This is a genomic window from Streptomyces sp. NPDC006733 (genome assembly GCF_040636125.1).
Lineage (GTDB): Bacteria > Actinomycetota > Actinomycetes > Streptomycetales > Streptomycetaceae > Actinacidiphila.
On sequence record NZ_JBEYJD010000013.1, the window covers coordinates 100,333 to 116,737 of the forward strand.

Consider the following 16,405-nt stretch of genomic DNA (forward strand, 5'->3'; position numbering starts at 1 on the left):
TGAAAGGCTCCGCAATGCGTATAGGACTCATCGGCACGGGCCGTATCGGCGCTTTCCACGCCGCGACCCTCGCCGGCCTGCCCGCCGTCACCGGCCTCGTGGTGCACGACGCCGACCGGGCGTCCGCCCGCGCCGTGGCGGACCGGGTCGGAGCGGAGTACGCGGGCGACCTGGACGGGCTGCTCGGCGCCGGCCTCGACGGCGTGGTCATCGCCGCCCCCACCGGGACCCACGCCGGGCTGATCCTCGCCGCCCACCGCGCCGGGCTGCCGGCCTTCTGCGAGAAGCCGGTCGCCGGCACGCTGGAGGAGACCGACACGGTGCTCGCCGCCCTCGAAGGCTCCGACATCCCGCTGCACATCGGCTTCCAGCGCCGCTTCGACGCCGGCTACCAGGCGGTCCGCGAGGCCGTCACCGACGGACGCCTCGGCTGGACGCACACCCTGCGGGCCTGCACCTCGGACCCCGCTCCCCCGCACCCCGGCTACATCCCCGGATCGGGCGGCATCTTCCGCGACTGCTCCGTGCACGACTACGACATCGTCCGCTGGGTCACCGGCCGCGAGGTCACCGAGGTCTACGCCACCGGCGCCAACCGCGGCGAGGACTTCTTCGCGGCCGCCGGCGACGTCGACACCGGCGTCAGCGTCCTGACCCTGGACGACGGCACCCTGGCCACCTGTACCGCCACCCGCTACAACGGCGCCGGGTACGACGTACGCCTGGAGGTCTGCGGCTCGAAGGGAACCATGGTCGCGGGACTGACCGAGCAGACCCCGCTGACCTCGGCCGAGGGTGCGGCCTGGCCGGGCGGCACGCCGCACCCGGGCTTCATGGAGCGCTTCCTCGACGCCTACCGCGCCGAACTCACCGCCTTCACCCAGGTGGTGGCGGGGCTGCGCCCCAGCCCCTGCACCGCCCAGGACGCCCGCGCCGCCCTCGCCGTCGCCGAAGCCGCCACCCGCTCCCGGGCCGAAGGCCGCCCGGTCCGGCTGCCCGCGCCCCTGCGGGCGTCCGTGCGGTGACCGTGGAGCCGTGGACCGGATCCGCGACCGCGCGCCGCGCAGGGGTCGTGGACCGGACCCGCTACCGCGCGCCGCGCAGCCCGACGATGTAGGCCGCGGTGAGCGCGACGGTGCGGTCCTCGTCGCACGACAGCTCCGCCAGCGCACGCGATGCCGCGCTTCCCGGAACATCCGCGAGCGCCTCGGCCAGCCGACGGCGGGCGGACGGTTCGGCGGCGTCGTGGGCGAGGCGGCCGACGAGTGCGGTCACGATGCGATCCGCCAGCGCGGGGCGGCTCGCGAGCGCGCTCAGCGCGTCGGCGGCGTCCACGTCCTGCGCCTGTTCGACGACCATGTCGAGGAGGGTCGGGATCGCCTCGGCCACTCCGCGCACCCCGAGGGCCAGTGCCGCGTACCGGCGGACCACGATGTCGGGGCTCGTGAGGGCGCCCCGCAGCAGCGCGGTCGCCGCCGCACCGTCCGGGATCTCGGTGATGGACCGGACGGCGCGGCGGCGCACCGCGGCCACCGGTGAGCCGAGCCCCTCCCCCAGCAGCGCCAGCCCGCCGTCGCCCGACTGCGCCATCGCCCAGTGCAGGGCGCCGGCGACGATCGGGTCCGGCTCGCTCAACGCCGCCTCGACCAGGGCTTCCACCGGCACCGGCACCCCGCCCACGGAGGACAGGGCGGCGCGGTGGCGCGTTGCGGCGCTCTTCGAGCGCAGCGCCCGGAGGAGGGCGACGACCTGGAGGACGTCCTCCCAGTCGGCGGGCCCGGCGGCACCGATGTGCCGCAGCCGCGTGAGCAGCTCCGTCTCCTCCGCGATCCGTTCGCGCGCCTGGCGGATGAGGTCGTCGACGAGCTCCGAGGGCGCGAAGCCGGGGTCGTCCAGCGCGGATCCGATCTCCCGCAGCGACAGCCCCAGGGACCGCAGGCTCTCGATGTGGAAGATCCGCCGGATGTCCTCGCCGGAGTACTCCCGGTAGCCGCCGCCGGTCCGGCCCGTCGGCCGCACGAGGCCGAGGGCCTCGTAGTGCCTGAGCATGCGGGCACTGACCCCGGACCGCCGGGCCACCTCACCGATCAACACTGCCGGTCACTCCTCCTGCCCGGCCCCGCCGAGAGCCACGACGCGCTTCGCCTCCTCCACGGCGTACCCGAACCCGGCGTCCGGGTCGTGCAACAGCCGTTCCGTGGCCATCGCATGCTGCCGCACGTGCGGTCCGGGATCCGCCATCGCAGCGTGCAGCGCCGGCAGGATCACCTCCCCGAGCGTGATCAGCGCCCGGCTGAGGCTCAACCGCGTCTCCCGTTCGCCCCGCCCGAGCTGGGTCACCAGCGCGGCGGCCAAGGCGGCCTCCTCCCCCTCGGGCACCAGCACGACCGCCGCCCGCCAGGCGCTGCGCGCCACCTCGTCGTCGGCGTCCGCGAGCAGGGCCCGCGTGATCGCCGGCCACGCCCGCCGATCCCCGATCTTGGACAGCGTGTGCAGCGCCTGGCTCCGTGCCCGCACACCCTCCGAGCGCGCTTCGACCATCAGCGCGGGGACCGTGAGCGACGGCGGATGCCGGGTGAGCGCCCACGTCAGCATCTCCCGCACCGAGAACTCGGTCTCCACCGCGCACCGCTCGACGAGCGCGCCGACGAACCGGGGGTCGGGGGTGGTACCGACCGCCATCACTGCCCGCAGCCGTGCGGACGGGTTGCTGTGCTCGAGATCGATGTCCTGTGGGAGCTCGGTCATCGTGATCACCTCCTCGGCACAGTGAAGACCTTCTCACCGTGTCAAGGTCAAGCGGAGCCCGCCTCAGCCGGTCTCCCCCGGCGCGCCCCACTCCGTGTACTCCACGGCGACGCTGAGCAGCGCGAGCCCCGCGAAGATCCAACCCCCCGTGACGTGCCCGAAGTCGGCCAGGGCCAGCGCGGCCACGCCGAGGACGGCCAGCTTGATCGCGATCTCCGGCCCGGCCGGCAGCGGGAACCGCGGCCCACCCGCCGCGAGGAACAACCCCCACACCACCCCGGCCAACGTCGCACTCCCGACCCCGAGCGCGATCCCCGCCAGGGTTCCGGAAGCGGTCTCCAGCCCCCAGAAGAACAGCGCCGCCAGCAGGCCGCCCTCCAGCGCGAGGGCCAACGCGCCGTTGGCAACCGTGAGCGGCGTCCACTTCCGGTCCTTCACCGGCCCGGGCTTGACGATCCTCACGCCTGGTCTCCTCCTTGAGGCCGTTCAGCCACGTCCGTGCCCAGCCCCTCCAGGGCCCGGAGGCCACCCCGCCGCGCGGGGGAAACGATACGGCCCGCCGGCCGGAATCATCCGGCGGCGACCCAACTCGGAGGCGAGGTTCCGGATAGGGCCGCAGCCCCACTACCGGCGGGCCCGTCAACGCGGCGGATTCCGCAGCCCGGACCCGTTGTCAGCGGCGTGCGGTTCCATAGCGCTCATGACCGTTCACGACGTTGCCGCGGCCCTTCCCGACATCACACCGCTCAGGAAGTACCCGTGGTCGACGGGCGTCGCCGCGCCGACGGCGTGGTGGCCAGCACACCGGTCAGCAGGGCCACGCTCACGGTGGCGGCCGCGGCACCTCGCCGCACGGATCCGGGTCCGGGTCGGGATCGAGGTTGGGGCGTGGCGAGCATGCTGCTTCCTTCGTCCGGGAACACGATCCGCGCGGAACCGACCCCAGCGGAAGGAACGTCATGACGGCACCCCGCCATCGCTCTCCGAACGGTGCTCTCCCCGCGGCCCACCGGCCGAGGCTCGACGGCTCGTTCGACGCGACGGCCATCACGTTCGCGGCGATGGGGCTGTTCGACGCCCTGGCCGCCGACCAGCGCGAGCGGGTCCTGCTGCCGGCGGCGGACCCCGCCAGGACGCACTGGAACTTCCTGCCCGAGTCCGGCCGGCACGGCCTTCCCTTCGGCGAACTCGACCGCCACCAGGAGGTCCTGGCGCACCGGCTGATCGCCGAGTCGATGTCGCTGCCGGCGTACGCCCGCGTCGTGCAGGTGATGACCAACGAGCATGTGCTGCGCGAGCTGAACCTGCCGGTGTTCGGCCACATCGCGCCCACCTTCCGCGACGCCCGCGGCTACTTCCTGACGTTCTTCGGCCGGCCGCAGCCGGACGCCACCTGGGGCTGGCGGCTCGTCGGCCACCACCTGTCGCTCAACATCACCGTCGTCGACGGGGACGTGGTCAGCGCCACCCCGTTCCTGCTCGGCGCCGAACCCGCCCGTTTCGGCCCGTTCCGGATCCTCGGCGAGGAGGAGGACGCCGCCTTCGCCCTGCTGGACAGCCTCACCGGCCCCCAACGGCGGACTGCGATCATCCACTCCCGGCCGCCGGCGGACTTCGTCACCCGTACCGTCGCCACCGTCGGCGAGGTGGAATACCCCGACCACCACGGCGTCGGCCGCCGCGACGCGATGATCACCGACGAGGACCGCCGGGCGCTCGCCTACTTCCGCGACCACCCCCGCGGCATCCGCGCAGGCGACCTCTCCCCCGCCCAGCGCGGGCACTTCGACGCCCTGCTCGCCCACTTCGTCGAACGCGCCCGCCCCGGCCTGGTCGGCTTCGAGATGGACCGCATCGCGGCCGCGGGCGGCGTCGGTGATCTGCACTTCGCCTGGGCCGGCGGCACGTCCGTCGACCGGCCGCACTACTTCCGCGTCCAGGGCCCGACGACCCTGATCGAGTTCGACAACGCCGAGGACGACGCCAACCACGTGCACAGCGTCTGGCGCGACCCCTCCAACGACTTCGGCGCCGACCTGCTGATCCGGCACCACCTCGACCACGACCACACCCAGCACTGAACCGTGCGGCCTGCCGGGCGGGAGCGAAGATTCCTATCGGACCGTGTCATCAAAATCTATCGCGTGTGAAGTAGACATTCGCTTGTGGGTGTGGGTAGTGTTCTGGTCGTAGCCAAGAAGGAAGCAGGGCGCGGCAGACACGAACTGCCGCGCGGATGTACGGAACGGTGACGGAACTCGGCGGCCGGTGAGTGCTGGTGGGTCGCAGAGTTGGTTGCCGGGCCGGGTCGCCCCGGGAGGGGCCGCCGCAGGCTGCCGGAGGGTGGTGCGGGACAGGCCGCCAGGTGTTTTCCGGTAGCTCGCAGTACCGGTTCGGTCAGTGATCAATACAGAGGGAACGGAGGGGTTGAGCGCCATCGGGATCGCCCGGGCGGGAGTTTCGTGCCCCCGGGTGCCGCAGGACATCGATAGCGAGGTGGTCTCCGGTCACGCAGTCGCGATCCCCGCACTCCCGACCACGGTCGGCAGTGCGGAACAGTAGGTCGGCGCGGTTCTAGGCGCCGACAGGTGGTGTTTTCCGTCCTTCGGGGCCCCGGCGCTGATGTGCGCCGGGGCCCCTCAATACGTTCCGGCACCATGCACCGCACGTCGCACCCCGCGATGGATGCAGCGGACGGAGCCAGAGGGTGGCCGGTGCCCTAGAGGATGGTCGGGAGCCGCAGGGTCGCGCTGATGCGCTTGCCGACGGGGACGCGTTCTATCCGCACGTCGGCACAGATGCGGTGGATGATCTCCAGCCCGTGCCGGCCGATCCGGGTGGGATCGTGCGGATAGGCGCGGGGCAGGGCGGTGCTGGTGTCGGACACGGCGACGGTCACCCCGGCCGGACGGCCCTCCAGCTCCAGCAGGCACGGGCCCGGCGCGAACGTGCTCGCGTTGGTGAGCAGCTCCGTCACGACCAGCGCCACGTCGTAGACGAATCGATCCCGCAAAGGCACCGACAACAGCCCGGCCAGCTCCTTCACGAACGTCTCCGCCAGCTCCCGGGCCTCCCCCGCGGCGCTGCGCTCCGCCCCGTACTGCGCGGCCCGGTACAGCACCGCCAGCGCCACCGGTGCCCCGTCCGTCCCCGCCGGATCCTGCGCCATGTCGTTCCCCCCGGCCCGTAGCCCCTCGCGTACGGCGCCCCCGCATCCGCACCCGGAGCGGCCACGAGGGCAGCGCGCACGCGAGGTTTCTCCCCGTCCTCCATGACCAACGAACCCGCCCGGCACCGGAAACGGGCAGCGCCCGTGCGGCGCCGCGCGCTCAGGAGCCCGAGCCGTCACGGATGGCGAGTGCCAACTCGCGAAGGCCGCCTTCGACGGCCTCCAGCGGGATCGCGCCGTAGCCGAGGACCAGGCCGGATCGACCGCCTCGGCCACCATCCCTCCCACCGCCGCCGAAGCCGGAGAGGTCCAGGACCCCCACGCCCCGGTCCGCCGCACGGCGGGCGACCGCCCGGTCGTCGGTGCCCGGCGGGAGCAGGGCGCTCAGGTGCAGGCCCGCGGCGGAGGGGACGGGGTCCAGCAGATCGGCGAAGTCCCGGGCCAGGGCCGCGCCGATGCGGGCGTGCCGGGCCCGGTAGGAGTGGCGCATGCGGCGGATGTGCGCGGCCAGCAGCCCCTCTTCCACGAAGGCCGCGAGCGCCGCCTGCTGCGGCCAGGAGGTGTTCCAGTCGGTCACGTACTTGGCGGTGCGGAAGGCCCGGCGCAGCGAGGGCGGGGCGACCAGGAACCCGAGGCGCAGGGTGGGGAACATGACCTTGGAGAACGTACCGACGTACAGGACCCGGCCGTGGGTGTCGAGGCTGCGCAACGGCTCCGTCGGCGTGCCCCCGAAACAGAACTCGCTGTCGTAGTCGTCCTCGACGATGACCGCGTCGTGTTCCTCGGCCCAGGCCAGCAGCGCCAGTTTCCGGGCGAGCGACATCGGCATGCCGAGCGGGAACTGGTGGGACGGGGTGACGTACACCAGCGCGGTATCGGGCGGGAGGGCGTCGATGACCAGCCCTTCGCCGTCGACCGGTATGCGGACGACGCGGGCTCCGTGGGCGGCGAACGTGTGCCGGGCCGGCGGGTAGCCGGGGTCTTCGACGGCGACGGTCCGGCCGGGCGGCAGCAGGACGCGGGCGATCAGGTCGAAGGCCTGTTGCGCGCCGGTGGTGACGGTGACGTCGGCGGGTTCCGTGCGGACCGCGCGGGACAGGCCGATGTGCCGGGTGATCTGCTCGCGCAGCCCGCTGTGGCCGGCCGGGTCCCCGTAGATCGCGGTGCCCGACCGGCTCGCCCGCAGTTCGCGGGTGAGCAGGCGCCGCCAGCTCTCGAAGGGGAACAGCCGGACGTCGGGGTGTCCGGGCCGGAAGTCGAAGGCGTAGCGGGTGTTCATCAGGTCGGGCGGTTCCGGCAGCGCCTCCCAGACGGGAAGCGGCCGCAACGGGCTGGGGACGGTCGGCGACGAGGCGGCGGCGATCCCGGGCGCGACGAAGGTGCCCGCTCCGGTCCGAGCCCGGACGAATCCCTCGGCCGTCAGCCGGTCGTAGGCACCGCTGACGGTGTTGCGGGACACCCCGAGGCGGGCGGCGAGCTCCCGGGTCGGCGGCACGGGGTCGCCCGGCCGCAGCCGCCCGTCGAGGACAGCCGCTCTGACCTGCCGGTAGATCTGCCCGATCAGGTCATGGCGGCCGACCAGGCCGATGTGCAGCTCCACCGGCCCCATCGTAATTGGCTCCTCCCGGATGGTGCTGTTTTGGCCCTTCAGGGCAGCCGCTCCCCTTCCTAGGATCGCCGTCATGCACCTCATCGAACTGGACCGGCGGGCGCTCGACGCCTCCCTGCGGATCCTGTCCCCCGTGACCGCGGCCGACCTGGACCGCCCGACCCCGTGCGCGGAGTGGACGCTGCGGGAGCTCCTCGTCCATCTGGTGAGCGAGAACCAGGGGTTCGCGGCAGCGGTGCGGGGCGGCACCGACCGGGCCGTGTGGACCGGCGGGACCCTCGACCCTGATCCGCTGCAGGCGTTCACGGCGTCGGCGGCCCTGGTCACCGAGGCGTTCGCGGTCGAGGACGTGCTGGTACGGCCGGTCGAGGTGCGCGAGTTCGGCGTCTTCCCCGGCAGGGTCGCGGTGCGGATGCACGTGATCGACACCGTGGCGCACAGCTGGGACGTGGCCCGCGCCCTGGGAAGGGAGTGGGACCTCGACGACGATCTCGTCGGGGCCGCCCTGGAGATGCTGCTGACGTTCCCGCTGACGCGCGGCCCCGGCCGGCCCTTCGGCGAAGAGGTGGCCGTGTCGGGCGACGCCCCGACGGCCGATCGGTTCCTCGCCCGCACCGGCCGCGATCCCCGCTGGGAGCGGTGATGAGCCGCTGGACGAGCCTGGTCGTGGTGGGCGACAGCTTCGCCGAGGGCGTCGGCGATCCGCTGCCCGACGGCACGTTCCGCGGCTGGTCGGATCTCGTCGCGAGCCAACTCGCGGCGCGGGAGACGGGGTTGCGCTACGCCAACCTGGCCGTGCGGGGCCGCAGGCTCGACCGGATCGTGGCCGAGCAGCTCCCGGTGGCGACCGGGATGCGGCCGGATCTGGTCTGCTTCTCCGCGGGCGGCAATGACGCGCTGCGCCCCGGGTTCGACGCGGCCGACCTGATGGCCAGGTTCGACCGTGCGGTCGGCACGCTGGCGGAGGCGGGAGCCCAGGTGGTGCTGTTCCGCTTCCCCGACCAGAGCGTGCGGTTGCCCCTGCCGGGTCTGCTCCGGCCGCGCATCGTCGCCATGAACGAGGCGGTCAGCGCTCTGGCGGGCCGTCATGGCGCTTACGTGGTCGACCTGTTCGCGGATCCGGCGTTCGGCGACCCGGCGCTCTGGTGCCAGGACCGGCTCCACCTGGGCCCGGCCGGCCACCGCAGGGTCGCCGATCACATCCTGGCCACCCTGGGCGTCGCTCCGGCCCCCGAACCGGCGCGTGCCGGGACCGCCGCCCGGCGGCGACGGCGGGACGACGCCCGGTGGGCGCGGTCCTACCTGGGCCCGTGGCTCCGCAGGCGGCTGACCGGCGGCTCCTCCGGTGACACGGTCGGCGCGAAGCGCCCGCAGCTCACCGCGGTGGAGGTCGCGTGACGCGGAGGTCGGTCGGCAGCCCCCCGGGCCCCGCCCGAACCGTCGCCGAAGAAACGGCGCACAACACGGCCATGCCACTGCTCAGCCGAATTCGCGAATCGGGCTCATGACACATGCACTCAGCACTGAAATACACGAGACGGATGGAGCGCGTGTGTCGCCTGTGACATGGATGGGAGGGACTGTGGCGCATTCCACATAAAGGGAACCCTCAGCGCCCCCTGCCGCTACAGTATGGAGTTGCCGCCTCCCGTTGCGGGGGCGCGTTCTGCAGGCAATTGGGGGGCAGAATGACGACCGTTCTTTTTGTGCATGGTACAGGTGTGCGCTCGGAGCGAAATGACGCCGCAGTCGAACGCATTCGCGAGGGATTAGCGGCCACATTGCAGGAAGCCGTGGTCGAGGCGTGCCCGTGGGGGGATCTGCTCGGCGTGGCTCCGCGCTGGTCAGCGGATGATCAGGAGGCCGACCCGACCGCTCACGCCACGACGGCCGACGTCACCTGGGCGGACAGCCGGCGGGCTGTGTGGGCGCGGCTCTATGACGACCCGCTCTTCGAAATTCGGCTCTCGACGCTCGAGGAGAGCCCGGCGCCTTCGGCGCGCGCCCTGTCCGTGCTGCGCGGCCGAATAGCGGCACTGGCCGACGACCCGAAGGTCCGCGCGCAGTTGTCGGACGAGAGTGCTGTCGCCGCGCTGCACGAGGCCGCGAAAATCCTTTTGGCCGAAAGGGAGTTCGACGCCGCGTTGCCGTCATTGGCGGCCACCAAAGCCAATGACCTGATCGCGCGTTCCGTCGTCTCGACCTACATCAGGCTCCGCGAGGAGGAGGCCGACGGGACAGCCGTGTCCGCCGCCGATCGCGACGCGTTGGAGCAGGCCGCCACCGATTTCCTCGGCGGTGTCGCCCTCGGCGTCGGAAGCCGGGCCCGCGATATCGCGTGGGCCACCGCGCAGCGGGCGGCGCATCCGATCCTGCGGCGCTACCACGACAGTGTTCTGGACCGTGCGACACCCGCCGCCGGGGACGTCCTCGCCTATCAGGCGCGCGGGGGCCCGCTGCGTCGTTTCATCGCGGAGCGGGTCCGCGAGGTGCGCGGTCCGGTCGTCCTGCTCGGTCACAGCCTCGGCGGCATCGCGTGCTTCGAGACGCTGGTCGCAGAACCCCTCCCCCAGGTCGCCTCGATCGTCACGGTCGGCAGCCAGGTACCGTACCTGTACAGCCTGGACGCGCTGGCCACGCACCGCCTGGGGGCGGCGCTGCCCGAGCACTTCGGCGCGCGGTGGGTCAACCTCCACGACCCCGTGGACCTGTTGGCCTTTCCCGCCGAGCCGCAGTTCGGGAGTCGGGTGAGCGATGTCCGGGTCGACACCCGCGAGCCGTTCCCGCGGGCCCACGGTGCGTACTGGACGACGCGGCAGGTGTACGACGTGCTCGCCGCCGTGGTCAAGGACGGTGAGAGGTGACTCTGCGCGCACTGGTGGTGTGCCCGGAGACCTACGGTGAGAGCATCGTCCCGGACCTGCCCGGCTCCGCGGAGTGCGCGGCCCAGCTGGTCCGCTGGCTTCTCACGTTCAGCGACGAGATCTGCCAGGTGACGGTGTTCGCCGATCTCCGCGACGCGGGCGCGGAGACCCTGCACGGCCTCGTGGGGGACTCGGGCCGGCACCGGATCGACATCCGGCCCCCGGATCAACTGCTGGCCGAGTTCGATCCGCAGCAGGGCGGGCTGAGAGAACTCGGCACGGAGGACTCGTTCGTCCTGTACTGGCTCGGGCACGGCATGAGCCTGACCAACGGGGAGCAGTGGCTCTTCCTCCCGTCGGGCCGCATGCTGGATCTGGCGAGCATCCAGCGCAGCATGAACCGCGACGGGCGCCCGGCACGTCAGCTGTACGTCATCGACGCCTGCCGCGAGGACGGAGCCCGCGCCCTCAGCCATGAGGGCAGGATCGCCACGTCCTTCTCGCACGGTTCCGGCGTTCCGCGATCCGACCACGTCGACCAGTTGGAGCTCCAGGCGACACGCCCCGGTGACCAGGCCGTCTTCGACGGGCAGGGCGGCCTGTTCTCCCGCCACCTGGCGGAGGCCGTGCGGGGTGACGACAGCAAGCCGTGGGCCGCGCTCGATCTCGACCGGATGGCAGGCGTGGCAGAGCAGTTGGAAGGGCAGTTCCTCGACCGGTACAAGGCGGGTGAGCTGGACAGCATCCCCACGCGGTTCTACATCACCCGGCGCGGTGTTCCGGTGCGTCGCGGTGACTACCGGCCGCATGTGACGGTCACCGAGGAACAGGCCGAGGAGCTCCGCCGGATCCTCGTCCAGGCCGATGTGGGGCAGCGACGTCAGGGAGATGTGCGGGCCTGCCTGTCGGCGGAGGGCCTCACCCTCCCCGATCCGGAGCAGCCCTTCGCGGAGATGGCGGCGCACGTCGCGCAACTGCCGCGCCCGCACGGGCACCCACCGCACATCACCACCCTGTGCGCGGCCCTGCTGTCCCATCCGCGGGCGGGGACCAAACTGAAGAACTGGTACGGGAAGGTGGCGGAGCGAGCGGGGCTGCCCCCGCTCAAGCAGCCCCTGTACCGCACCGAGAGCGCGTGTTTCCTGGTCGTCGCGTTCTGCCGGGCGACCGAGTTCACCGAGGGAGTGGAAGCGGTTCCCGGTCCGGACGCGGAGACCCACTACACGGCCCGCGCGTGGTTCTACGCCGGGCCGAGGCTGGAGCCCATCGGCCGGCTGCCGGGGGCGTGGCCGAAGTCCCGGCTCCATGAGGCGTTCCGCCTGACCTACGAGCAGGCGGCCCTGCAGGTCGGATCGGCCCTGAACCGCGCCCGTGTCGAGTTCATCGTGGAACGCGACCTGTTCGACCACGACTTCCACGCCTTTCCCAAGTACGAGGTGGAGGAGGGCGTGGCCCCGACCATCGGTGACGCGGGGGCGCTGGTCGTGCGGGACCAGTGGCGGCACCGCCGTGGCGCCCAGCTCCACCCCTGGCAGGATCGCGGTCCCGTGCTGGACAGCTCACCGGCCGCGCCGTTGATGTGGCGCCTGTGCGCGGACCAGCAGGCCGGAGCCGACCAGCGGGCCGGGGTGGACGCGAGCGGGACGGTGGACGCCGAGGGCGTCAGTCGCGCCTTCAGCCGGAACGACGACGACGCACCGGCCGGCATCGTCCTCTCCCGGCCCAGGGACTCCGCCGACGGGAAGCACATCGTCTCCAGTGCGCTCAACGCGGGCGCCGTGCTGGCAATCTGGCCGCGGGTCGAGTGCCACGCCGACTGTCCCATCTGGCAGTCCGCCCCGCCCTGCCACCGGCTGGCCCTGGACAACGGGCTGCGGGAGAAACTGCTGGAGTGCCGGCTCGAGGAGGTACCGGAGATCATGTACGCCCTGCGTCAACACCCGTCCGGCGTCGGTACTTTCCGGAACGTCACCGTGCTCTTCGACGATCCCCGTCGTTCTCCACTGGTCAGGACGGCGGTCGCGACCCCAGTGGAAGGAGATGCGCGATGACGCGGTACGAGGGTACGGGCACAGCAGCGGACTGGTGGGTCTACCGCGGACGTTGGGCCCCGCCCCGCGGCGCCGCCGGCTCCTCCGCCTCCTCCGGCCCCTCCGGCCCTGCCGCCGAGTTACCGGAACCGCCCCCCTGGCGCTCTTTCGGGCTCGGGGCCCTCGCCTCCCCCGAAGAGGCGGAGGGGTTGCCGGAGGACGATCCGCGACGGCCGGTGCGCGCACCGCAGCCGAGCCCGGGGGACTCCTCCTGGGAGGATCACATCGCCGTCTCGTACCAGGGGGACGGCGAGGCCCACGACCTGGTGAACGCGGCCATCCATCTGCGCCGCCCCCTGCTGGTCACCGGACCGCCGGGCACGGGCAAGACCACGCTGGCGGCCAGCATCGCGCGGGAGCTCGCTCTCGGGCCGGTGCTGCGGTGGGGCATCACCAGCCGTTCCACCCTGCGAGAGGGCCTGTACGAGTACGACGTCCTCGCCCGCCTGCACGACCTGAACATCCAGCAGCGGCTCCCGCGCCGCCCGGACGCGGTGGAAGGGCAGCCCAAGCGCGCCACGTCGCTGCGCGCGAACCCGGGGCCGAAGGGGGCCCCGAAAGAGGCCGCGCAACAGGTTCCGCCGGAGGCCCCGGAGGACATCGGGCGCTACATCAGGCTGGGTCCGCTGGGAGACGCCCTGCTGCCCCGGCTCAAACCCCGTGTCCTGCTCATCGACGAGATCGACAAGAGCGACGTCGACCTGCCCAACGACCTGCTGCACGTCTTCGAGACGGGCGGCTACGAGATCCCCGAGCTGCGCCGCGCGGAGCGCTCCCCGGTGCGGGTGCTGTCCGCCGATGGCGGCGACCGGGTTCCCGTGCACGAGGGCAAGGTGCGGTGCGCGCAGTTCCCGGTGGTGATCCTCACCAGCAACGGGGAGCGTGAGTTCTCCTCGGCGTTCCGCAGGCGCTGTCTGTTCCTGAAGCTGAAGCATCCCGAGGGCGACCGGTTGAAGGAGATCGTCCGCACCCATGTGCCGGAGCTCACCGATGCCGACCAGGTCGCGGACCTTGTGCAGGCGTACGAGAAGCTCCGCGCGGAGGGGCGCCAGCTCTCCCCCGACCAGCTGATCAACGCCGTGCGGCTGCGGCTGACCACGCACATGGGTCCGCAGGACCTCGACGTCATCCGGAACGCGGTCCTGCACTCGCTCTCCGGGTCGTGACCGCGTGGATCCGGCCGTCGCGGAGGCGCTGCTGCAGTCGAAGGCCGATATCGGCCTGTCCGAGGTCCTGGACATCGCCTGGCTGGCCCGCCGGATGTCGGGCCGTGCCGGGCATGCGCGCGGGGAGGTGCTCGACGCCGCGGGATGGCCGGCCGACGATCCCGCCGAGGGCGTCCGCCAGGCCGCGGGCGCCGGGCCGGCCGGGGCGGCGGGCCCGACGCTGACCGGGGTCGACCTGTATCCCCGCGAGGCGGCCGGGGTGCTCGCCGCCGCCGGGAGTGTGGTCGGCGAGGTGCGCGGCCCCGCCGTGTCCCGGGCGCTCCCGGACCCGATCGGGCTGGCGCGGGCCCTGCGCGCGCTGCGCCGCACCAGACCCTCGCCGGTGGCCCAGGAGGTCGACGAGGCGCTGTCCGCCGAGTGGGCCGCCGCCACCGGCCTGGTCCTGCCGGTCTGCCGGGCGGCACCCGAGCCCTACTACGAGTTGACCATGGTGTGCGACACCGGTCCGTCCATGAGGCTGTGGGACCAGTTGCTGCGGGAGGCGGCCCGGGGCGCCGAGCGAAACGGTTCGTTCCGGTCGGTGACGGTCCGCAAACTGTGCTCGGACACCGATCGGATCGTCCTGAACCGACCGGACGGGGATGCCGGTCTGGGAGAACTCATCGAACCCAACGGCCGCCGGATCGTCGCGTTCTTCACCGACGGCGTCAGTCGCGGCTGGAACGACGGCCGGATGTCGGAACACGCGCACCGGTTGGCCGGCTACGGGCCCGTGGTGGTGATCCACCTGCTGCCCCAGCAGATGTGGCCCCGCACCGGTGTCGACCCGCTGCCCGTCTACTTCCGTCCGGACCCCGACACCGGGGCGGGGCCCGGCGGAGCGGGCGGGACCCATGGTTTTCGCCCGGCCGGGTGGTCGTTCGGCGATCTGTGGCCGGGGGGCGGGCCGCCGGGCGGCGGGCCGCCCCGTGCCGTGCCGGTGGTGCCGCTGGCGGCGACGCCCCTGACGCGCTGGGCGTCCCTGGTCGCCGGGCACCGCGGCAGGACCGTGTCCGGCTTCGCGTGGATCGTGAGCGCGAAGGCGACCACGGCCGGGGGCGGCCGCCCCCGGGGCGAGAGCCTTGGGACGGCCCGGGTGGGCGGGGCGAGCGCCACCGTCCGGCTGCGGGAGTTCGACGCCTGGGCCTCCGTCCGGGCCCGTCGGCTGCTGCGGTCCCTGTCCGTGGCCCCGCTGAACCTGGCGACCATGTGGCTGGTGCACCGGGCGACCAGCCTCGCCGCCGGGGAGACGTGCGACCCCTCGCCGCTGGCCGAGGTGTTCCTCAGCGGACTGCTGCACAAGCGACCCGGCGAGGCGGGCACGTCGCGCGGCGGCAGCGACTACCAGTTCTCCGACGGTCTGCGGCAGCTGCTCGTCGAGAGCATGGAGAGCGAGGAGGCGATCCGGCTCTTCGCCGTCGTCTCCGAGTACGTGACGGGCCGGCTGGGGCTGACCCCGCTGACCTTCCCCGCCTTCCTCGCCTCCTCCGACCAGCGCGAGACGGCGAACGGGATCGACTCCGAGGTACGGCCGTTGGCGGAGATCGCCGCGGTGCTGCTGAAGGGACTCGGACCGGCCTACCGGCAGGCAGTGGAGACCATCGAGCAGGGGCTGCGGGCAGCCGCCCCGGCCACCCCCGCGCCCGACACCGCTCCGGGCGGGCACAGCGGCACTCCCGCACCCGATGCGGCCGCCCCCGCCGTCCCGCTGCCCCCTCCCCCGCCGTTCGCCCCGAGCCGCCCGGCCGGCGGCGCCGTGCCGCCCGCCGCTCCGGACGTTCCGGGCCCCGGCGAAGAGCCGGGGGCAGCACCCGACCCGACCGCGACCGGCAGGACGATCGCGGTCCTGGGCGCCCCCGGGAGCGGCAAGACCTCGCTGCTCGGTGCCGCCTGGCTGGCGGCCGTCACGGCGCGCAAGGGGCCCGCCCGGTGGAACGTCGTCGCCCACGACGGAGCGGCCGAGAAGTTCATCGTGCAGCTCACCCACTACCTCGCCGTCGAGCGGCGCTTCCCGGACATCACGCTGTCGCCCCGGGGCTTCACCTACCGCTTCCGGGCGCGCCTCCCGGACCCGGGCCCGTCCTCCGCGACCAGCCAGGAGGTCGACTTCGGAGTCAACTTCTTCGACACGGGCGGTGCGGAGTTCACCGAGGGCTACGGGAAGCACCCCCAGGTCGATCGCCATCTGGCCCGGGCGCAGCGCATCCTGATCCTCGTCGACCCGCTCACCACCGACACCGGCGCGCAGGAGGCGAACGTGGCGCCGCCGCTGCGCCGGCTGCTGCGCGAGCACGGCGAGCGCGGTCAGCTCGTGCGCGGCCGGCTGCCGCACCATGTCGCGCTGTGCGTCAGCAAGTTCGACCAGCCGGACCTGTTCCGCAGCGCCCGGCGGGGCGGCTGGGTGAACCAGAACGCGGACGGTGACCCCTGCGTACCGCAGGAGGACGCGGAGCGCTTCACCGCCTGGCTGGCGAGGAGTTCGCCGAGCGTGGCCGAGCTGCGGTCCCTGGTCGCCGAGAGCTTCCTGCCCGAGCGGGTCTCGTGGTTCGTGCTGTCCGCGATCGGGTTCCGTCATCGCCGGGACGGTTCGGTCGATCTGGAGGACTGCTACAACGTGACGGAGGACGACAACGGCGCCCCCATCCTGCGGGAGCCCGCCCGGCCGGTGAACGTTCTCGAACCGCTGGCGGCGCTGGGGCTCTCGGGTGAGGACTGAGGGG

The 16,405-nt window shown here is 73.0% G+C and carries 13 protein-coding genes; 8 read left to right on the plus strand and 5 right to left on the minus strand.

The genetic code is table 11. From position 1 onward, the window contains the following. Positions 1–14: 14 nt before the first annotated feature. On the plus strand, positions 15–1,025 hold the full coding sequence (locus ABZ721_RS14190) for a Gfo/Idh/MocA family oxidoreductase (RefSeq protein WP_358788893.1): 1,011 nt from the start codon (positions 15–17) through the stop codon (positions 1,023–1,025). 61 nt (positions 1,026–1,086) lie between these two features. Here the strand turns inward: ABZ721_RS14190 and ABZ721_RS14195 are convergent, their stop codons facing one another. The 3 genes from ABZ721_RS14195 to ABZ721_RS14205 form a co-directional block, all read right to left on the minus strand. After that, the gene (locus tag ABZ721_RS14195) at positions 1,087–2,094 is read right to left on the minus strand and encodes a MerR family transcriptional regulator (RefSeq protein WP_358788894.1); all 1,008 of its coding nucleotides are present in this window, start codon (positions 2,092–2,094) and stop codon (positions 1,087–1,089) included. A 6-nt stretch (positions 2,095–2,100) separates the two neighbouring features. Then, the gene (locus tag ABZ721_RS14200; RefSeq protein ID WP_358788895.1) at positions 2,101–2,748 is read right to left on the minus strand and encodes a HEAT repeat domain-containing protein; all 648 of its coding nucleotides are present in this window, start codon (positions 2,746–2,748) and stop codon (positions 2,101–2,103) included. Positions 2,749–2,811: 63 nt separating this feature from the next. Then, the gene (locus ABZ721_RS14205) at positions 2,812–3,210 is read right to left on the minus strand and encodes a YrdB family protein (RefSeq protein ID WP_358788896.1); all 399 of its coding nucleotides are present in this window, start codon (positions 3,208–3,210) and stop codon (positions 2,812–2,814) included. Positions 3,211–3,707: 497 nt separating this feature from the next. Between ABZ721_RS14205 and ABZ721_RS14210 the strand changes: the two genes are divergently transcribed. After that, positions 3,708–4,829 (plus strand): DUF3500 domain-containing protein, encoded by a 1,122-nt coding sequence (locus ABZ721_RS14210; protein ID WP_358788897.1) that lies wholly within the window; start codon positions 3,708–3,710, stop codon positions 4,827–4,829. Positions 4,830–5,467: 638 nt separating this feature from the next. On the opposite strand, the gene ABZ721_RS14215 is transcribed toward ABZ721_RS14210, so the two are convergent. Together ABZ721_RS14215 and ABZ721_RS14220 are read right to left on the minus strand one after the other, a co-directional pair. Beyond that, positions 5,468–5,917, minus strand: a complete 450-nt coding sequence (locus ABZ721_RS14215; protein WP_358788898.1) for an ATP-binding protein — start codon at positions 5,915–5,917, stop codon at positions 5,468–5,470. A gap of 160 nt (positions 5,918–6,077) precedes the next feature. Beyond that, positions 6,078–7,517 carry a PLP-dependent aminotransferase family protein gene (locus ABZ721_RS14220; RefSeq protein WP_358788899.1) on the minus strand — a complete coding sequence of 480 codons (1,440 nt, stop codon included), beginning with the start codon at positions 7,515–7,517 and terminating at the stop codon, positions 6,078–6,080. An 82-nt stretch (positions 7,518–7,599) separates the two neighbouring features. Here ABZ721_RS14220 and ABZ721_RS14225 point away from each other — a divergent pair, with 82 nt between their 5' ends. From ABZ721_RS14225 to ABZ721_RS14250, 6 genes are all read left to right on the plus strand, one after another. Further along, on the plus strand, positions 7,600–8,169 hold the full coding sequence (locus ABZ721_RS14225; protein ID WP_358788900.1) for a TIGR03086 family metal-binding protein: 570 nt from the start codon (positions 7,600–7,602) through the stop codon (positions 8,167–8,169). Beyond that, positions 8,169–8,924: an SGNH/GDSL hydrolase family protein gene (locus tag ABZ721_RS14230; RefSeq protein WP_358788901.1), complete on the plus strand. Its 756-nt coding sequence runs from the start codon at positions 8,169–8,171 to the stop codon at positions 8,922–8,924. The genes ABZ721_RS14225 and ABZ721_RS14230 overlap by 1 nt, the downstream gene beginning before the upstream one ends. A 290-nt stretch (positions 8,925–9,214) precedes the next feature. Continuing rightward, the gene (locus ABZ721_RS14235; RefSeq protein ID WP_358788902.1) at positions 9,215–10,390 is read left to right on the plus strand and encodes a hypothetical protein; all 1,176 of its coding nucleotides are present in this window, start codon (positions 9,215–9,217) and stop codon (positions 10,388–10,390) included. Continuing rightward, the gene (locus ABZ721_RS14240) at positions 10,387–12,441 is read left to right on the plus strand and encodes a hypothetical protein (protein ID WP_358788903.1); all 2,055 of its coding nucleotides are present in this window, start codon (positions 10,387–10,389) and stop codon (positions 12,439–12,441) included. The genes ABZ721_RS14235 and ABZ721_RS14240 overlap by 4 nt, the downstream gene beginning before the upstream one ends. Then, positions 12,438–13,646, plus strand: coding sequence for a MoxR family ATPase (locus ABZ721_RS14245; RefSeq protein ID WP_358788904.1), 1,209 nt, complete (start codon positions 12,438–12,440; stop codon positions 13,644–13,646). Before ABZ721_RS14240 ends, ABZ721_RS14245 begins: the two co-directional genes overlap by 4 nt. Positions 13,647–13,650: 4 nt before the next feature. Next, on the plus strand, positions 13,651–16,401 hold the full coding sequence (locus tag ABZ721_RS14250; protein ID WP_358788905.1) for an SAV_2336 N-terminal domain-related protein: 2,751 nt from the start codon (positions 13,651–13,653) through the stop codon (positions 16,399–16,401). The last annotated feature ends 4 nt before the right edge of the window (positions 16,402–16,405 follow it).